Here is a 15,466-nt window from a genome sequence, read left to right as displayed (position 1 = left end):
TTGGTGCGAGCGCGGTATTCACGCTTTGTCGCGGTGCGCGAGACGACGGGTTTTAGCGCGGCCGCGGCGCAGGCAGGGCGCGGCGTCGGCGCGATCAGATTTTGATCTCGTGCAAAAAACTTTACCGCCGCAATGTTGAGGGGCGGAGATTCTCAAAACATAGCTACTCAACGCGTTTGCGTCGATACGCCGGCGTCGACAAAGCGCCCCGTTCGCACTTTACGCGTGAACGAGGCGTTTGCGGCAAATTGCCGACTTTGAATCGGCTAATCTAAAAGCCGGTCAGCGATAGATCACTGCGAATGGGCGGGTGACCACGTCTTGACCGAAGCCGACGCTCCAGACCGGGTGGTTGGAACCGTCCCAAACCACGGGGCTAGTAGCCGAATTCAATCTGTAGCTATCGAGGCGGATGAACGAGTAATACGGAATATTCCCGTCCCAATACTGGCCCATTGTGAAAACCGTTTTGCCGTCAGGGGAGTAGACAAATGGAAGAGACCAATCGCTCGGAATGCCACCGGTTATAGCACTGAAAGATTTTTTGCCCACAGTGTAAATGAGCGGCGCTATGCCCTTCTTGTTGGTGCCGAGCACAACCTGATTGCTATCAAGTACGTGTAGGTCATGAACGCTGGCATCGGCGGGGCTGATAGGCTGCAATACATTGTATTGACCGGTTTGAGTGTCCAGATTGGCGATGAACGGAGCAAGCTGGTTGTCGGGACCTGGATCGGCAAGGTACAGTGTTTTCTCGTCGGGTGTTAAACCCACGACCAGTGGTTGCGCGCGAGTCGTGCCAACGGGATACGACGCGATTTGGCTGTGGGAGTTTATATCCACCACGACGATCGATTGCGCACTGCCGGCCCCACTATTCTTGACAACGTAAAGTCGCTGACTCGATGTGTCACGTTGTGCAACGATTTGCTCCGCGCCGGTAAGTGGCAAATCCCACGATACTGTCAGCGCGCTTAAGTCGTACGCGCGCAATCCTCCCGCAGCACCTTGCTTCCATACGACATACGCGTATTTGCTGTCACCCGACAGTTTCATGTCCACGATTTCTTCGGCAATTGCTTTCCGACCCTTTAGCGTGTTCGTTTGAGTGTCGATATAGCCAAGAATCGAGGTGCCTTTTTGCTGGTTGAAGAGCGTGTAGGCGACTTTATTTCCATCCGGCGTTGCGTAGAAATGGCGAACTACGAAGCCATCTGCGTTCGGGATGGTGAGGTAATCCGCTACGTCTTCGAAAGTCTTGCTATCTTGTATTGACACAATGGGTGGGTCATTTGCGGTAAAGACCGAATAAATCTTGCTTCCGGGTTTTCCGTAGTATTGCTGCACCATACCAATGTCGACTGGGCTTAGCTGGCCATTGTTAGCCCAGGTGGGATTGCAGTAATTCATGACGGAGTTCAGATCCCAAGGCCCAAATATGACGTAGTCAGGGTCACCCTGACCTCGACCGGGATCTTTATCCTCAACGCCGCGATCGATGCAATCTTGAGGTGTGTCCGTTCGATATTGCTCATGGTTGAATGCCAGCAGGTGACCGAATTCATGAACGGCCACTGTCTTGACGCAGCTTTCCAGTCTGGACGGATCGGAGCAACCAGGAGACCACGAGTTGAAATCTATGTTGAGCTGCACATTGGATCTCCAGCCGATGCCCGCTTCACCTAGCTGCCGGGTAATAGGCTGACCGGGTGTGATGGTCAAACGAATCCCCAGATATTTATCAGGCGAGTCGAAATCTGGACACTGAGTCCAATCGACAAACGTCACATCCGAGTTGGCGTCCCAGGTACTGGTGACGGCCTCTTTCACCCATTCGCGTTGCGTTGCGTACCAGTCGTACGGATATTCCCAGCAAACGTTTATCCGGTGAGAATTCCAGATCCATTGGGGTCTCAGATAACCACCTACCAAACCCGTTGACTGGGGAGCCGCTTTTAGTACCGACATTTGCGTATTCTTGCTGTCGATTACGGAAGGGGAAAATCGAACCTCTGAAAACTCTGGCAAATGTACGGCCGCCTTACTCGACAGGGTGGCTTTCACAGCGTTGGACTCAGCTTTAGTGGCTGCGGGGGAGCCATTGTCGTTCGAGCCGCACGCAGCGAGGGAGGCCACCAGGAGGGTAGCCGTGAGCCACTTTACTAAAGAGGTCGCTAGCCTCATCGGATTTTTATTTGTCATTATTCGTTTTGTCGGAGTTGGAAAATAAGGATAAGTCTGTATGTAACAGCGATAGTCTTGTTTCGATTCGTGATTCACCTACCTCTTGTGAATTGAAAATATTGAATATAGGTATCCAAAAAAAGTAGGCTTTCTGCACGCGAGCGTCGGCTGTCACTAATTATGGATTGCAAAACATTTTGTTAGAATATATTGACGTTTTGTTTTAGCAAAAGAGGAATCGAGTAACCGTTGTGGGTGAGGGAAACGCTGTTACGTTCGAAAAATTAGATTAAATCAAACGACACGTGACGTTTTGTACCCGGTTCACGGGGTTGGATCTCATCTATTTGTATAGATCGTTCCTTAATTTTATTCCATTGCGAATGTCTCATATTGCTTTGGAACAACCTTGCAGAGATCCATTCTGCAAGGTTTTGATTTTGCGTTGAAAAGCATGAATGTGACAGATCAAATTAAAAGCAACTCGATCTTGGCAGCAGGTTTTAGAAGGTCTGCGGCATTTGGCGTTTGACCTATCCGGGAAATTAGTGAATCGCTATTTGCACGCCCGATTGCACCATCAATTCAACATGCGCTGTTGAGTGCTCGTAGACATTGTAGGCAACGCCGCCAATCGTGCTATTCCCCTGTCGCTCCCAATCTCCATCGGCGATTCCTGCAACGCGGGTATTGGACAACTCTACGGTATCCCCGGCCTTGCCATTGACCATTAATTGTTGCTTGCCATCCGCGCGGAAAAGGTCAGTCTCGCCGAGATTCAATACGTCGATCATCGCGATCTTCAGGGTGTTGTGCTGGCCACCAAGGTCGATCCGCTCGATTCCCGCAATGGTTGATCCAGTGGTCTTGCCCGTGAGTGACGTCAGATCGATTATCTGATGGTCGTCCGCGACAGTTATCGTGTTGACGTCGGCGTTGCCGTGAATATGCGTGCTGCGATCTGCTGTGTTAAAGAAGATCGCGCTTTCTCCCTTCGGGCTCGCCGTCACCCAATGGCCCATCTGGCCCGCAAGCGCTCCGATTGTGTGTACGTCCACAATCTGATCTGATTGATTGACGTTGTCGTGAACAGTTATAGTGAGTTTCGCATCCGGATTGGACGTGATCATTCGAGTCCAATCAGCTTCGAACGAGGTTGCGCCGTTCTCATCCACAGGCACCTGAAAGACGGCAACGGTGCTACCGGCCAACGTGACCTCTGCCTTCAAAAGCATCGATATAACACTGCCATCTGAGTTCGTGTGATTGAGCATCCCCGTATCCACGACTAGCAATTTGTCGTTCATCTGAATGCGGACGGTCAATGAGTCCTGGCTTGGCCCATGGCTAGTTTCCACGATGCCGTAGTTCTCCGACCAAGGTCCTTGAGCTTCGAATTCGCGCTCGACCCGTGCTGTATAGACATGCGGGCCGGGAGGGGCGTCACTATCGAGAATCCACCACGTGGTGTTTGAATAATTTGAGAGTGGGTTGAACGAATGAGTGTCCCCTGTCAGCTTCTCGCCATCGCGGTAAATGACGAGTGAATCGCTCCACTTGTTCATTGGTTGGCTAAGAACTCCTTCTATTCTGTGTGACGCTTCGCTAGAAGCACCTCCCGCTGGAATCAATGAAAGCTGAACACAACCTTCAGCGTCGACATATGAATCGAATATGCCAGTGATCGTTGCTGCTGCTGGCGGCGTGGGTGACTGCCCACCGGCATCTTGTACAAAGGACGCTGGCTTCCATTGCCCGAGCAAGTTCAGCAGAATCCTGAAGTCCGGGACGGCGATTGGGTTGTAATAGTCAACGCCGCTTTGATCGGTATCGATATGACGATGCAAAGGCAAATCGAAATACGCGTCCGGGTGAGCTTTCACATAGGCGATCCAGTCGACTTCAATGCTGATGACGCCACCGTTGTCCGTATAGCTTTTGACGGTCATTCCGGCTTTTTCGAGCATCCGCACGCCCTCGAGCATATCGATGGAAATGGCTTTGCCGTCGGCCGTGGTTCGGGCCCCGAACCGGGTGTCGAAAATCAGGAAGTCTTCAGTCGCAAGGAATTGAAAACTGCCGGAACTCGTTCCAGCCGTTTCAGTAATGACAAAATCCGCGGAATGGACGCCCTGTTCGCCCGAGGCGGAAATGACACTCGCCGTGTAGACATGTTGACCCGTTGTGAGTCCGTCGTCCTGATAGGACCAGTCGAGTCCCATGACTGAAGCGGTGCCGATCTTCTGGCCGTCACGAAAGATGGCGAGCACTTCGCCCTCGTGAAGAGACGCGCTGAGCGTTCCATGCAACTCCGGTGATGTGTCGGAGGTTTGCCCGCCATTTTTGATGGTGCTGTCGTGATGATTACCTGTCGGGTCGACGAATTCATCGAGCGCGCTGGTGATTGTCGCAACGGCCACCGGCGCGGGAACAGTTTCCAAAATGCTATAGCTTTCCGACCAAGGTCCCTGATCCCCATACGTGCGTTCGACGCGAGCCGTATAAACGTGCGGACCGGGCGGCACATCATTGTCAATGATCCACCACGTCTTGTTGGAGTAAGACATGGGGAAGTTTGACGAGTGGTTGCTCCCCTCCAGTTTCACACCGTCGCGATAGATCACCAGCCAATCGCTAAAAAACTGGACTGACTCGCTGATCGTCCCTTCAATCCGATGACTCATTGACGTTGTTGAACCGCCTGCAGGAACGAGCGACTGATGCTCGATTCCATCAGCGTCGACATACACGTCATACACGCCGGTGATCGTTGTAGCCGGGGCTGGCCGGGCCGACTGAAATTCTGCGCCATCGGCTGCGACAGCCGCGAATGTCCAGGTCCCGAGTTTCGCGAGCATACCCTCCCAGCTCGGAAAGCCGATCGTGTTGTAGTAGTTGAGACCACCCTGATCGTTATCGATATGACGATGTGAAACCAGATCGATATGCATGTTCGGATGCGTCTTCATAAACGCGACCCAGTCGACTTCAATGCTAATGAAGCCACCGTCGTCGGTATAGCTTTTGACGGTCATTCCCGCTTTCTCGAATATCTTGACGGTTTCGAGTAAATCGAAGGAAATGGGCCTGCCGTCGGACATCGTTCTGGGAATGAGCCGGGTGTCGAAAATCAGGAAGTCTTCCGTCCCGAGCATGGGAAACATGTTGAAGCTTGTTCCCGCCGTTTCAGTGACTACAAAATCGCCGGAATGGGCGCCCTGTTCGCCCGATGCAGCAATGACACTCGCCGTGTAGACGTGCTGACCGGTCGTAAGTCCGTCGTCCTGATAGGACCAGCCGAGCCCCGTGACTGAAGCGGTGCCGATCTTCTGGCCGTCACGATAGATGGCGAGCACTTCACCTTCGTGCAACGCGGCGCTTAAAGTGCCGATCAACTTAGGAGATTTATCGGCGGTCTTGCCGCCGTTTTGGATGACGTTGTCGTGATGATTGCCACCTGGGTCGGTGAATTCATCGAGCGCGTTGGTAATGGTGGCAACGGCCACCGGTGCGGGGTCAGTTTCCAAAATGCTATAGCTTTCCGACCATGTTCCTTGATCACCATACGAGCGCGGAACTCGCGCCGTGTAGACGTGCGGACCCGGCGGCACATTGGTTTCAATCACCCATCCTGTGTTGGTCGCTTGATCGTATTTGCCGTCAAGCAAGTCTTTATTGGGCCGCAAACGTACGCCGTCCCGATAAATTTCCCATGAGTCGCTGATCCAGCCCTCGCCAAGCGGCTCGCTGAAGGTGAATACGATTTTGTGCGTCGAGCTAGCGGTCGAACCACCATCCGGGATCAACGATAGCGCTGGATTACCGGACCCATCGGTATGGACCTCATAGATGCCCGTGATAGTTGTGGCAGGAGCCGGCGTTGCTGGCTGCCCTTGCGCGCCGTCGGCTCCGACCACCGCGAATGTCCAGGTCCCGAGTTTCGCGAGCACATCCTGCCAGCTTGAAAAGCCAAATGAATTGTAGTAATTGAGGCCGCCCTTATCGTTATCGATATGACGATGTGAAACTAGATCGAGACCCATGTTCGGGTGCGTCTTCATAAATGCGACCCAGTCGACTTCGATGCTGATGAAGCCACCTTCGTCGGTATAGCTTTTGACGGTCATTCCCTCTTTCTCGAAAATTTTGACGGTTTCGAGCAAATCAAAGGAAATGGGCCTGCCGTCGGACGTCGTTCTCGGAATGAGCCGGGTGTCGAAAATCAGGAAATCTTCCGTCCCGAGCATGGGAAACATGTTGAAGCTTGTTCCCGCCGTTTCAGTGACTACAAAATCGCCGGAATGGGCGCCCTGTTCTCCCGATGCAGCAATGACACTCGCCGTGTAGACGTGCTGACCCTTCGTAAGTCCGTCGTCCTGATACGACCAGCCGAGCCCCGTGACTAAAGCAGTGCCGACCTTCTGGCCGTCACGATAGATGGCGAGCACTTCGCCTTCGTGCAACACGGCGCTCAATGTGCCGACTAGCTTCGGCGAGGTATCGGCGGTCTTGCCACCGTTTTGAACGACGTTGTCGTGATGATTGCCACCCGGATCAGTGAATTCATCGAGCGCGCTGGTGATGGTCGCAACCGCCAACGGCAAGGGCGTGCTGTCGCCAATCATTTTGACTACCAGATGGTTCGACATCAGCGTCACACCGCTCACGCTGCTCACCGCGATGACACAGAAATTGTGCGTGCTTTTGCTTAGCAGCGGCGTGCTGAAAGCCCAGGTGCCGTCGCTGTGCACAGTGGTTGAACCGATGGAATGATCGCCGTCAAGGATCGTGACGATATCGCCTGCGTGACCGAAACCGATGATCGTCGGCAACGGATTGTCGATCGTCGCGACGCGCGAGAACTTGCCGTGACTGCCTTGCGTCGAATCGCTGATCCCAGCGATGGACGGCGCGCCCGCGCTGACCGGCGTTCCATGATCAGCGTGATGATCGCCATGACGATGATTGTGCGAGCTGACTGCGCGCAACGAATGGACGTCCATGTCTGGCGAGCCACGCCAAGGCATCGACCAGGAGCCGTCAGCGGACGAGATCGCCTCGCCGATGACGCGGTCGGAATCGGAGACCGTTACCAGCGAGAGTGGATCGGCCTTTCCGGTGATCGTCGATCCGTCGGAACCTAACGCCACCTGAACAAGAAAAGTATCCGGTGCGGGGAATTCTGATTGGGCGCCGATCGTACTAAGCGCCAGGGGTGCGGTGTCCGGATCTATATCGACATGACGAGAAGCCTCGTTGCCGTTTCCTGCACCGATCGCGATCGATGCGCTATCAAACCTGTCCGTTAAAGGGAGTGATTGGCCATCAGCGAATTCGCCAAAGCCCGTTCGGATGGTCGACGAGGAAAAGTTGCTCTTTACTTGTGCCATGGCAGTCCCGGTCTCTCAAATTTTTAGCCGGGCGACGCCACGAATTTTTCGCGTTGAACCGCCCGATAAGTTGTGCACGTTCCGATAAAAAACGTGCACCAACCTACGGACAATTCTGAATAATGAAATTGAAAGGTGATACCAGAAAACTCCTATTTCTCTAAGGAGTTTTCCGTGTAGTTGACATTGACGTCCAGCGATCCTACCGATTCACCATCCATTTCGGCACGCTCAATGCGAGCAGTCCACCGAGCACCACGAATGCGGCGAGCATATACATGCCACTAGCATTCGATGCTGTCACCTGCTTGAGCCATCCCACCAGATACGGACTCAAGAACCCTGCCAGATTTCCCAGCGAGTTGATCATCGCAATCCCAGCAGCGGCACCTGTTCCAGCCAAAAACGCCGTAGGCAAACTCCATAACAGAGGCAACGTGGTGAGAATGCCCCATCGTCGCCAAGGTGAGTCCGAGCATGGCCATCGGCGTATTCGTCGACCACACAACCGACACCACCAGCCCCAACGCCCCAACAGCTGCCGGAATGGCGATATGCCACCTCCGTGCCACGAGCAACATGCCAATCACCGCGGCACCAAACGGAATAGCGGACAGCAAGCCGATGTCCAGCGCATCGGTCACCCCGGTCGCCTTGATAATCGTAGGCAGCCAGAAGCCCACGCCATAGAGCCCCATCACGAACGAAAAGTACGTCAGGCTCATCAACCAGACGCGGCCGTTTTTGAGCACCTCACGCACGGGCATGTCTACTTTCTCGACGTTGTCCTTAGCGATATTCCTTTCCAGCAACTCACGCTCCTCGACCGTGAGCCACTTGGCTTTCGCAATCCCGTCATCCATGAAGATGAACACGATAATTCCGACCACGATCGACGGAATGCCTTCGAGCAAGGAAAGCCATTGCCATGAATGCCAGCCGTTGACACCATCGAAGTTCTTCATGATCCAGCCGGACACCGGACCGCCGATCAATCCCGACAGCGCGATCGATGAATTCAAAACCGATGGACGCATGTACTGATCTATATCCGAACCAGCGAGGTATGTGCCGCGCCAGTAGTCGAATAGCATCCGCACACCTTGACGGGCATGCGGATTTCTCGCGATCAAACGGCGTAATGCATCAATGCATCGTCAGTTGCACGCCGGACTGCACCATCAGCTCCACATGTGCTGTCGAATGTTCATAGACGTCGTATGTCACACCTCCTATCTTCGTTTCGGGCTGTTGCTCCCAATCTCCATCGGTTATCCCCGCAACGCTTGTATTCGACAACTTCACCGTGTCACCCGCCTTGCCGTTCACCATGAACTGCTGCTTTCCATCGACACGAAAAAGATCCGTCTCGCCGAGATTCAGCACATCGATCATCGCGATTTGCAGTGTGTTGTGCTGTCCGCCCAGATCAATTGTGTCGATGCCCATGACGGTAGAGGCAGCTGTTTTGCCTGTCAGCGAAGTCAAATCAAGCAATTGATGATCGTTCGTCACTGTAATGAGGTGGACGCCCGCGCCGCCATGGATATGCACGCCTCGATCCGACGCATCGAAAAACGCTGCGCTTTCTCCGGTCGACGTCATCGATACCCAACGATCCGTTTGCCCAAGCAGGGAACTGAGCGTGTGTTTGTCCAAGACCTCGATTGCGTCATCCGTGCCGATATGGGCAGTGACTTTCAACGTCGCATCGGGATGAACTGCCGCCACGGTTTTCCAATCCGCAGCAAAGGAAATCAATCCCCCTTCGTCAGCGGTGACTGCGAGCACATCGACTATCTTGCCGGCGACGAGCAGTTCCGCGGACAGTCCCAAGGCGGCAACGCTGCTGCCGGATTTGGACGGTGTAAGAGCTTGCACGTCGACCGTCAAGGCGCCGTCAGTCAACATCAGCCGAGAAGAGTGTGTATCCGGGAGTGTTTCGGGGACACTCTCGTCGAGCGCGCTTGGAATGGGGGCAATAGCCGTCGGCGCAAGGCTGGCGTCGACAGCGACACGCACGTCGAGATGCGCCGATTCGAGCACGGTGCCGTTTTCCGGGCTGACCGTGCTGACGGAGAAGTCGTGCCGTCCGGTAGCGAGCGCAGGCGAATTGAAGCTCCATGTTCCGTCCGGATCAACGGTGGTTGAGCCGATGAGCACCGCGTTATGGAAAACGGAAATGACAGTACCGGCCTGGCCCGAACCGCTCAGGATTGGAGCCGGGTTGAAGATGTTGATGGTGTTGGCTGACTCAAAACCCGACAGGTGGGCCATGTCACCGACGCCGGTGATAACTGGCGCGTCCGCGAAAAAAAGATGCGAGGAATACGGGTAGCGTTGCTGCGAGCCGCCTTGCTTCCCGAGCGAGATACTTGAATTGCTCCCTGGAATTTCCCACGATGGCAGTAGCGACGGAACGGCGATGTCGTCTGGCGGTAAATCAGTTTGCCCTTTGCCAATTGTGATGGGCACGTCGCCACGAAATCCATTGGAGCCCGAATTAAAACCGATCGCGATCGACGAATCCCCTGTGTTAATTGGCCTTGCATCCCGCCCGCCCAGGTCGCCGAAGGAAAGCGACGTACCCTCACTCGCAACGAAGGAAGATGCCGTACTCTCACTCGAAAGATGACCGTCCGAGGAACGCGGCGTGAGTTGGCTTAAACCGTCGTTCCAACCCAGCGATATGCGCGGATCGATTGCTGGGAATCCGGTCACCGGTAGCAGCGAGGAAATGGCTGCGTCGTTAAGCGGCGAAACCGTGTGATCAATGCCTACCGTGTCGGGGCCGTTCAACCGGATGGGTTGAGTTCCAGCGCTCGGCATGTAGGCAACAAATGCGGCGAGATCACTGTATGCCAGCGGGTCCAGCGCCGACAACGAGGACCCGTGATCTGCAGCCAGACTGAGTGCGTCGACAACGGTACGCGCCAAATCTCTTTGGCCATGGTCAATTGAGCTTTGTCCGTCAATCCTCGTCAAACCCGCGTCGCTGGAAAAACCGGCGCTTCCAGAACCTGTAGCAACCGATGAAAACCCCACGTCCAACATCCGTGCTTCTGACATGTTTGCCCCGTTTTAATTGTTGTAGATGGGCGGTGCAGACGCGTTTGCGCAAACCTCCCGCCCGATGAAAATCCTCTGCGATCGTTAAAAGATCGCAAACGATCCAACGGACGATTCTGAATAGTGTGGTTGAATGACGATACAAGAAAACTCCTATTTATCTCAGGAGTTTTCCGTGGGGTTGATGTTGACGCGCAGCGAGCCTACCGATTTACCATCCGCTTCGGCACGCTCAGCGCGAGCAACCCACCGAGCACCATGAACGCGGCGAGCATATACATGCCGCTAGCGTTCGATGCCGTCACCTGCTTGAGCCACCCCACGAGATACGGACTCAAGAACCCCGCCAGATTGCCAAGCGAGTTGATCATCGCGATCCCTGCAGCGGCTCCGGTCCCAGCCAAAAACGCCGTAGGCAAACTCCAGAACAGCGGCAACGTGGTGAGAATGCCCATCGTCGCCAAGGTGAGTCCGAGCATGGCCATAGGCGTATTCGTCGACCACACAACCGACACCACCAACCCCAACGCCCCCACAGCCGCAGGAATGGCAATATGCCACCGGCGTTCGCCTCGTTTGTCCGCACTGCGTGCCACGAGCAACATGCCAATCACCGCGGCACCAAACGGAATAGCGGACAGCAAGCCGATGTCCAGCGCATCGGTCACCCCGGTCGCCTTGATAATCGTAGGCAGCCAGAAGCCCACGCCATAGAGCCCCATCACGAACGAAAAGTACGTCAGGCTCATCAACCAGACGCGGCCGTTTTTGAGCACCTCACGCACGGGCATGTCCACCTTCTCGACGTTGTCCTTAGCAATATTCCTTTCCAGCAACTCACGCTCCTCCACCGTGAGCCATTTGGCCTTCGCAATCCCGTCATCCATGAAGATGAACACGATAATCCCGACCACGATCGATGGAATGCCTTCCAGCAAGAAAAGCCATTGCCATGAATGCCAGCCGTTGACGCCATCGAAGTTCTTCATGATCCAGCCGGACACCGGACCGCCGATCAATCCCGACAGCGCGATCGCCGTCATGAACAATGTCGTCATCCGTCCGCGCCGCTCAGCCGGAAACCAGTAAGTGAGATAGAGAATGACGCCCGGGAAAAAACCCGCTTCGGCCACGCCCAGGATGAAGCGCATTACATAAAACATGGTGGGCGTGGTGATGAACATCGTGAGGCCGGAAATGATGCCCCACGTGATCATGATCCGCGCGATCCAGATGCGCGCGCCGACCTTGTGCAGGATGACGTTGCTGGGAATTTCGAAGATGAAATAGCCGAAGAAAAAGATGCCCGCGCCGAAGCCGTAGACGGCATCGCTCAAGCCGAGATCGGTGGACATCTGCAGTTTCGCGAAGCCCACGTTCACACGATCCAGATAGGCCACCACATAACAAAGCAACAGCAATGGCGAGAGCCGCCACGCGACCTTCTTATACGTAGCCGCTTCGAACGCCGAAGGCGGCGCACCCGCGCCCGGTCGATGCAAATCACCCGCAGTACTGGCCATGTTGTCTCCTGGCTATTTTTATCGATGGGAATATGTGCGGTTCGATTCTAGCTGCTCGCTATAACCGGAACCGGCTGTTCTCTATGGGGAAAACACCGATCAGGCGCATCCGGCGGCGAGCTAAGTTCGCTACCGGATGCGGCTCTGGCAAGCACGTCAGACGCAGCGCCCGCCATCCACTTCCAGCGCGACGCCGGTGATGAACTCGGCGTCATCGGAGGCGAGATACAGCGCTGCATTCGCAATATCCTGCGGCGTTGAAAGCCGTCCCAGCGGAATGGTCGCGAGGAACTTCTGACGGTTCGCGGGCGTGTCCTCCATGCCCATGAACTCGGACAGCAAGCCCGTTTCGCCCATCACCGGGTTGATGCAGTTGACGCGAATCCTGTCCGGCCCAAGCTCGACCGCCAGCGCCTTGCTCGCGATAATCACCGCGGCCTTGCTGCCGTTGTACCAGATCAAACCTGGCCGCGGCCGCACGCCTGCCGTCGATGCAATATTGATGAACGCACCCCCGCCAACCTTGCGGAAGTAGGGCACGAATTGCGCCACGCTGAAGTAGATGCTCTTCACGTTCACCGCATAAACGCGGTCGAATTCCGCTTCGGTGATGTCCATCACCGGCTTGTTCCGATGCGTCGTGCCCGCGTTGTTCACCACGACCTGAACGCTGCCGAAGTCTTCGATGGTGGCATCGAAGAGCGTTTGCCAGTCGGCTTGCTTCGTCACGTCGCCGGGTACCGCGATCGCCTTGCCGCCGCTCACCGCAATCTCGCTGGCCACGCGCTCGGCTGCCGCGCCGTTGAGATCGTTCACCACGACGCTAGCGCCTTCGCGGGCAAATGTCTTCGCGATCCCTTCTCCGAATCCCGATCCGCCGCCAGTCACAATCGCCGTCTTGCCTTGCAGTCTCATGTTGTCTCCTATCTAGCCATGCTTGATGGCTATGGTTTTGAGCACCGTGAATCCATACAGCGCTTCGAAGCCTTTTTCGCGGCCGTGGCCCGAATGTTTGACGCCGCCGAACGGCAGTTCAACGCCGCCGCCTGCACCGTAATTGTTGATGAACACTTGCCCCGAACGCACTTTGCGGGCAATGCGCATCTGCCGGCCGCCATCGCGTGTCCAGATGCCCGCGACCAGCCCGAAGTCTGTGCCGTTGGCAAGCTTCAGCGCGTCGGCTTCGTCATCGAAGGGCATGGCGCAAAGGATCGGGCCGAACACTTCTTCGCGCGCCAGACGATGCGCCGGCGGGACATCGCGCAGTAGCGTCGGCGCCTGGTAAAAGCCTGCCTCCGGCGCTTCCGCAATCACTTCACCGTGGGCGGCCATGGCGATGCCGTCGTGCTGGGCATCGGAGAGAAAATCCCACACGCGTTGCTGCTGCTTCGCGCTGATCAGCGGACCGCAATCGAGATCAAGTTTGCTCGGGCCCACCTTCAACGCGCTGAACGCCTCCGATAACCGTTCGAGCAAGGGCTCATACGCCGATCGCTCGATCAATACACGGCTGCCCGCCGAACACGTTTGTCCCGCGTTCTGCACGATCGCCGAGACGAGCACGGGCAGGGCGGCGTCGAAGTCGGCATCGGCGAAAACGATTTGCGGTGACTTGCCGCCGAGCTCCAGCGTGACGGGAACGTGGTTATCGGCGGCCATCTTGACCACCGCCGCGCCCGTTGCCGGCGATCCGGTGAACGAGATGTGATCGATGCCCGGATGCCGCGCGAGCGCCGCACCCGCTTCGTATCCATAACCCGTGACAATGTTCAGCGCGCCTTCCGGCAAGCCCGCTTCGGCGGCGAGTTCGGCAATGCGCAGTATCGATAAACACGCGTCTTCAGCCGGCTTGACCACGCACGCGTTACCGGCCGCGAGCGCCGCGCCGACGCTGCGCCCGAAGATCTGCAGCGGATAGTTCCAGGGCACGATATGCCCGGTCACTCCGTGCGGTTCACGGATCGTGAGGACGGTGTAGCCGGTCTGATAGGGGAGCGTTTCGCCGTGGAGCTTGTCGGCGGCGCCTGCGTAGAACTCGAAATACCGCGCGATGCTGGCCGCGTCCGCGTGGGCTTGCTTCAGGGGTTTGCCGGTATCGCGTGCTTCGAGATGCGCCAGTTCGTCCTGATGGGCGGCGATGATCATCGAAAGCCTGTAAAGCACGCGTCCTCGATCCGCGGCGCTTGCGTGGCCCCATGGGCCTTCGTAAGCGTGGCGCGCAGCCTGGACGGCGCGGTCGATATCGGCTGCGTTGCCGCGTCCGAGTTGCGAGAAGACCTGGCCGTCGGACGGATCGATGACGGGAATGGTCTCGTGGCTTGCCGCTGCCACCCACTGGTTGCCGATGAAATGCTTTGCCTCTTCCATGCCTGACTCCTGTCTCCGTGGCGGTTGTTGGGGGGATGCACCATCACGTCAGTTCGTTGGGCGGTGCTTCAGTCGCGGTCGGGGTCGCGATGCGGATAGCCTATTTTGCGCCGTTCTACTGGCTCGCAGCAGACGCCGGAGTGCACGCGTTGATTGGCTATAATGACGTAATTGCGCTGTTTCATGGGCAACGTGATGCCTAGAAGCAGCGTTGCAGTCAGGACATCCGCGCTTCACGTGAATTGTCGCAATGCAGCAAGACGTGACGTTAGCGCGTACCGAATTCGTTTATCTCCGACACCGAATTTCCACTTTGAAGAGAGTCCACATGAGCTTTAACAACGTACCCCCAGGCAAGGATCTTCCGCAGGATTTCAATGTGATCATCGAGATCCCGGCGCAAAGCGATCCGGTGAAGTACGAAGCGGACAAGGACATGGGCCTGCTCGTGGTCGACCGCTTCATTGGGACGGGAATGCGCTACCCGGCGAACTATGGCTTCATTCCGCAGACGCTGTCCGGCGATGGCGATCCGGTGGATGTGCTGGTGATCACGCCGTTCCCGCTGCTGGCCGGCTCGGTGGTTCGGGCTCGCGCATTGGGCATGTTGCAGATGACGGATGAATCGGGTGTCGACGCGAAACTGGTCGCGGTGGCGCATGACAAGATCTGCCCGATGACGGCGCACATGAAGACTGTGGACGACGTGCCCGAGTATCTGAAGGACCAGATCAAGCATTTCTTCGAGCACTACAAGGCACTGGAAAAGGGCAAGTGGGTGAAGGTCGAAGGCTGGCAAGGCGTGGAAGCCGCCCACAAGGAAATCACGGAAGGCGTGGCTAACTTCAAGAAGTAAGCCATCGACTGATTGTCGAGATGTTGAAGACCGCCCGGTCTTGCCATGAGGCAGGACCGGGCGGTTTTTTTATGCTG

General features: G+C 56.0%; 7 protein-coding genes and 1 pseudogene. 1 reads left to right on the top strand and 7 read right to left on the bottom strand.

The window, feature by feature from the left end; all coding sequences use genetic code 11:
* Window positions 1-282 precede the first annotated feature (282 nt).
* The 7 genes and pseudogenes from FH08_RS49625 to FH08_RS0125525 form a co-directional block, all read right to left on the bottom strand.
* A complete protein-coding gene (locus tag FH08_RS49625; RefSeq protein WP_152602920.1) occupies window positions 283-2,064 on the bottom strand; it encodes a hypothetical protein in 1,782 nt (593 codons plus the stop codon).
* A 665-nt stretch (window positions 2,065-2,729) separates the two neighbouring features.
* Complete coding sequence (locus FH08_RS51990) at window positions 2,730-7,574, bottom strand: hypothetical protein (RefSeq protein WP_051888514.1); 4,845 nt, start codon at window positions 7,572-7,574, stop codon at window positions 2,730-2,732.
* 202 nt (window positions 7,575-7,776) lie between these two features.
* Window positions 7,777-8,587 (bottom strand): annotated as a pseudogene (locus tag FH08_RS48595) (MFS transporter); the annotation flags it as partial.
* A 133-nt stretch (window positions 8,588-8,720) separates the two neighbouring features.
* Window positions 8,721-10,511, bottom strand: a complete 1,791-nt coding sequence (locus tag FH08_RS51430) for a hypothetical protein (protein ID WP_152602919.1) — start codon at window positions 10,509-10,511, stop codon at window positions 8,721-8,723.
* A gap of 335 nt (window positions 10,512-10,846) precedes the next feature.
* Window positions 10,847-12,166 carry an MFS transporter gene (locus FH08_RS0125535; RefSeq protein WP_031361086.1) on the bottom strand — a complete coding sequence of 440 codons (1,320 nt, stop codon included), beginning with the start codon at window positions 12,164-12,166 and terminating at the stop codon, window positions 10,847-10,849.
* Between the two features lie 156 nt (window positions 12,167-12,322).
* Window positions 12,323-13,081, bottom strand: coding sequence for an SDR family oxidoreductase (locus FH08_RS0125530; protein WP_031361085.1), 759 nt, complete (start codon window positions 13,079-13,081; stop codon window positions 12,323-12,325).
* A 12-nt stretch (window positions 13,082-13,093) separates the two neighbouring features.
* Complete coding sequence (locus tag FH08_RS0125525; protein ID WP_031361084.1) at window positions 13,094-14,533, bottom strand: aldehyde dehydrogenase family protein; 1,440 nt, start codon at window positions 14,531-14,533, stop codon at window positions 13,094-13,096.
* 328 nt (window positions 14,534-14,861) lie between these two features.
* On the opposite strand from FH08_RS0125525, the gene ppa reads away from it, so the two are divergent.
* On the top strand, window positions 14,862-15,389 hold the full coding sequence (ppa, locus tag FH08_RS0125515) for an inorganic diphosphatase (protein WP_031361083.1): 528 nt from the start codon (window positions 14,862-14,864) through the stop codon (window positions 15,387-15,389).
* The last annotated feature ends 77 nt before the right edge of the window (window positions 15,390-15,466 follow it).

It is taken from the genome of Caballeronia sordidicola (genome assembly GCF_000729995.1).
In the GTDB taxonomy this organism is placed as follows: domain Bacteria; phylum Pseudomonadota; class Gammaproteobacteria; order Burkholderiales; family Burkholderiaceae; genus Caballeronia; species Caballeronia sordidicola_A.
The sequence above is the reverse complement of the archived record's forward strand: the minus strand, read 5'-3'. Positions and strand labels throughout refer to the sequence as shown.

What these genes read in the sequence shown, in the direction of transcription:
- FH08_RS0125535 (WP_031361086.1), bottom strand. Translation starts at nt 12,166, where the DNA reads ATGGCCAGTACTGCGGGTGATTTGCATCGACCGGGCGCGGGTGCGCCG.
- FH08_RS0125525 (WP_031361084.1), bottom strand. Translation starts at nt 14,533, where the DNA reads ATGGAAGAGGCAAAGCATTTCATCGGCAACCAGTGGGTGGCAGCGGCA.
- FH08_RS51990 (WP_051888514.1), bottom strand. Translation starts at nt 7,574, where the DNA reads ATGGCACAAGTAAAGAGCAACTTTTCCTCGTCGACCATCCGAACGGGC.
- ppa (WP_031361083.1), top strand. Translation starts at nt 14,862, where the DNA reads ATGAGCTTTAACAACGTACCCCCAGGCAAGGATCTTCCGCAGGATTTC.
- FH08_RS0125530 (WP_031361085.1), bottom strand. Translation starts at nt 13,081, where the DNA reads ATGAGACTGCAAGGCAAGACGGCGATTGTGACTGGCGGCGGATCGGGA.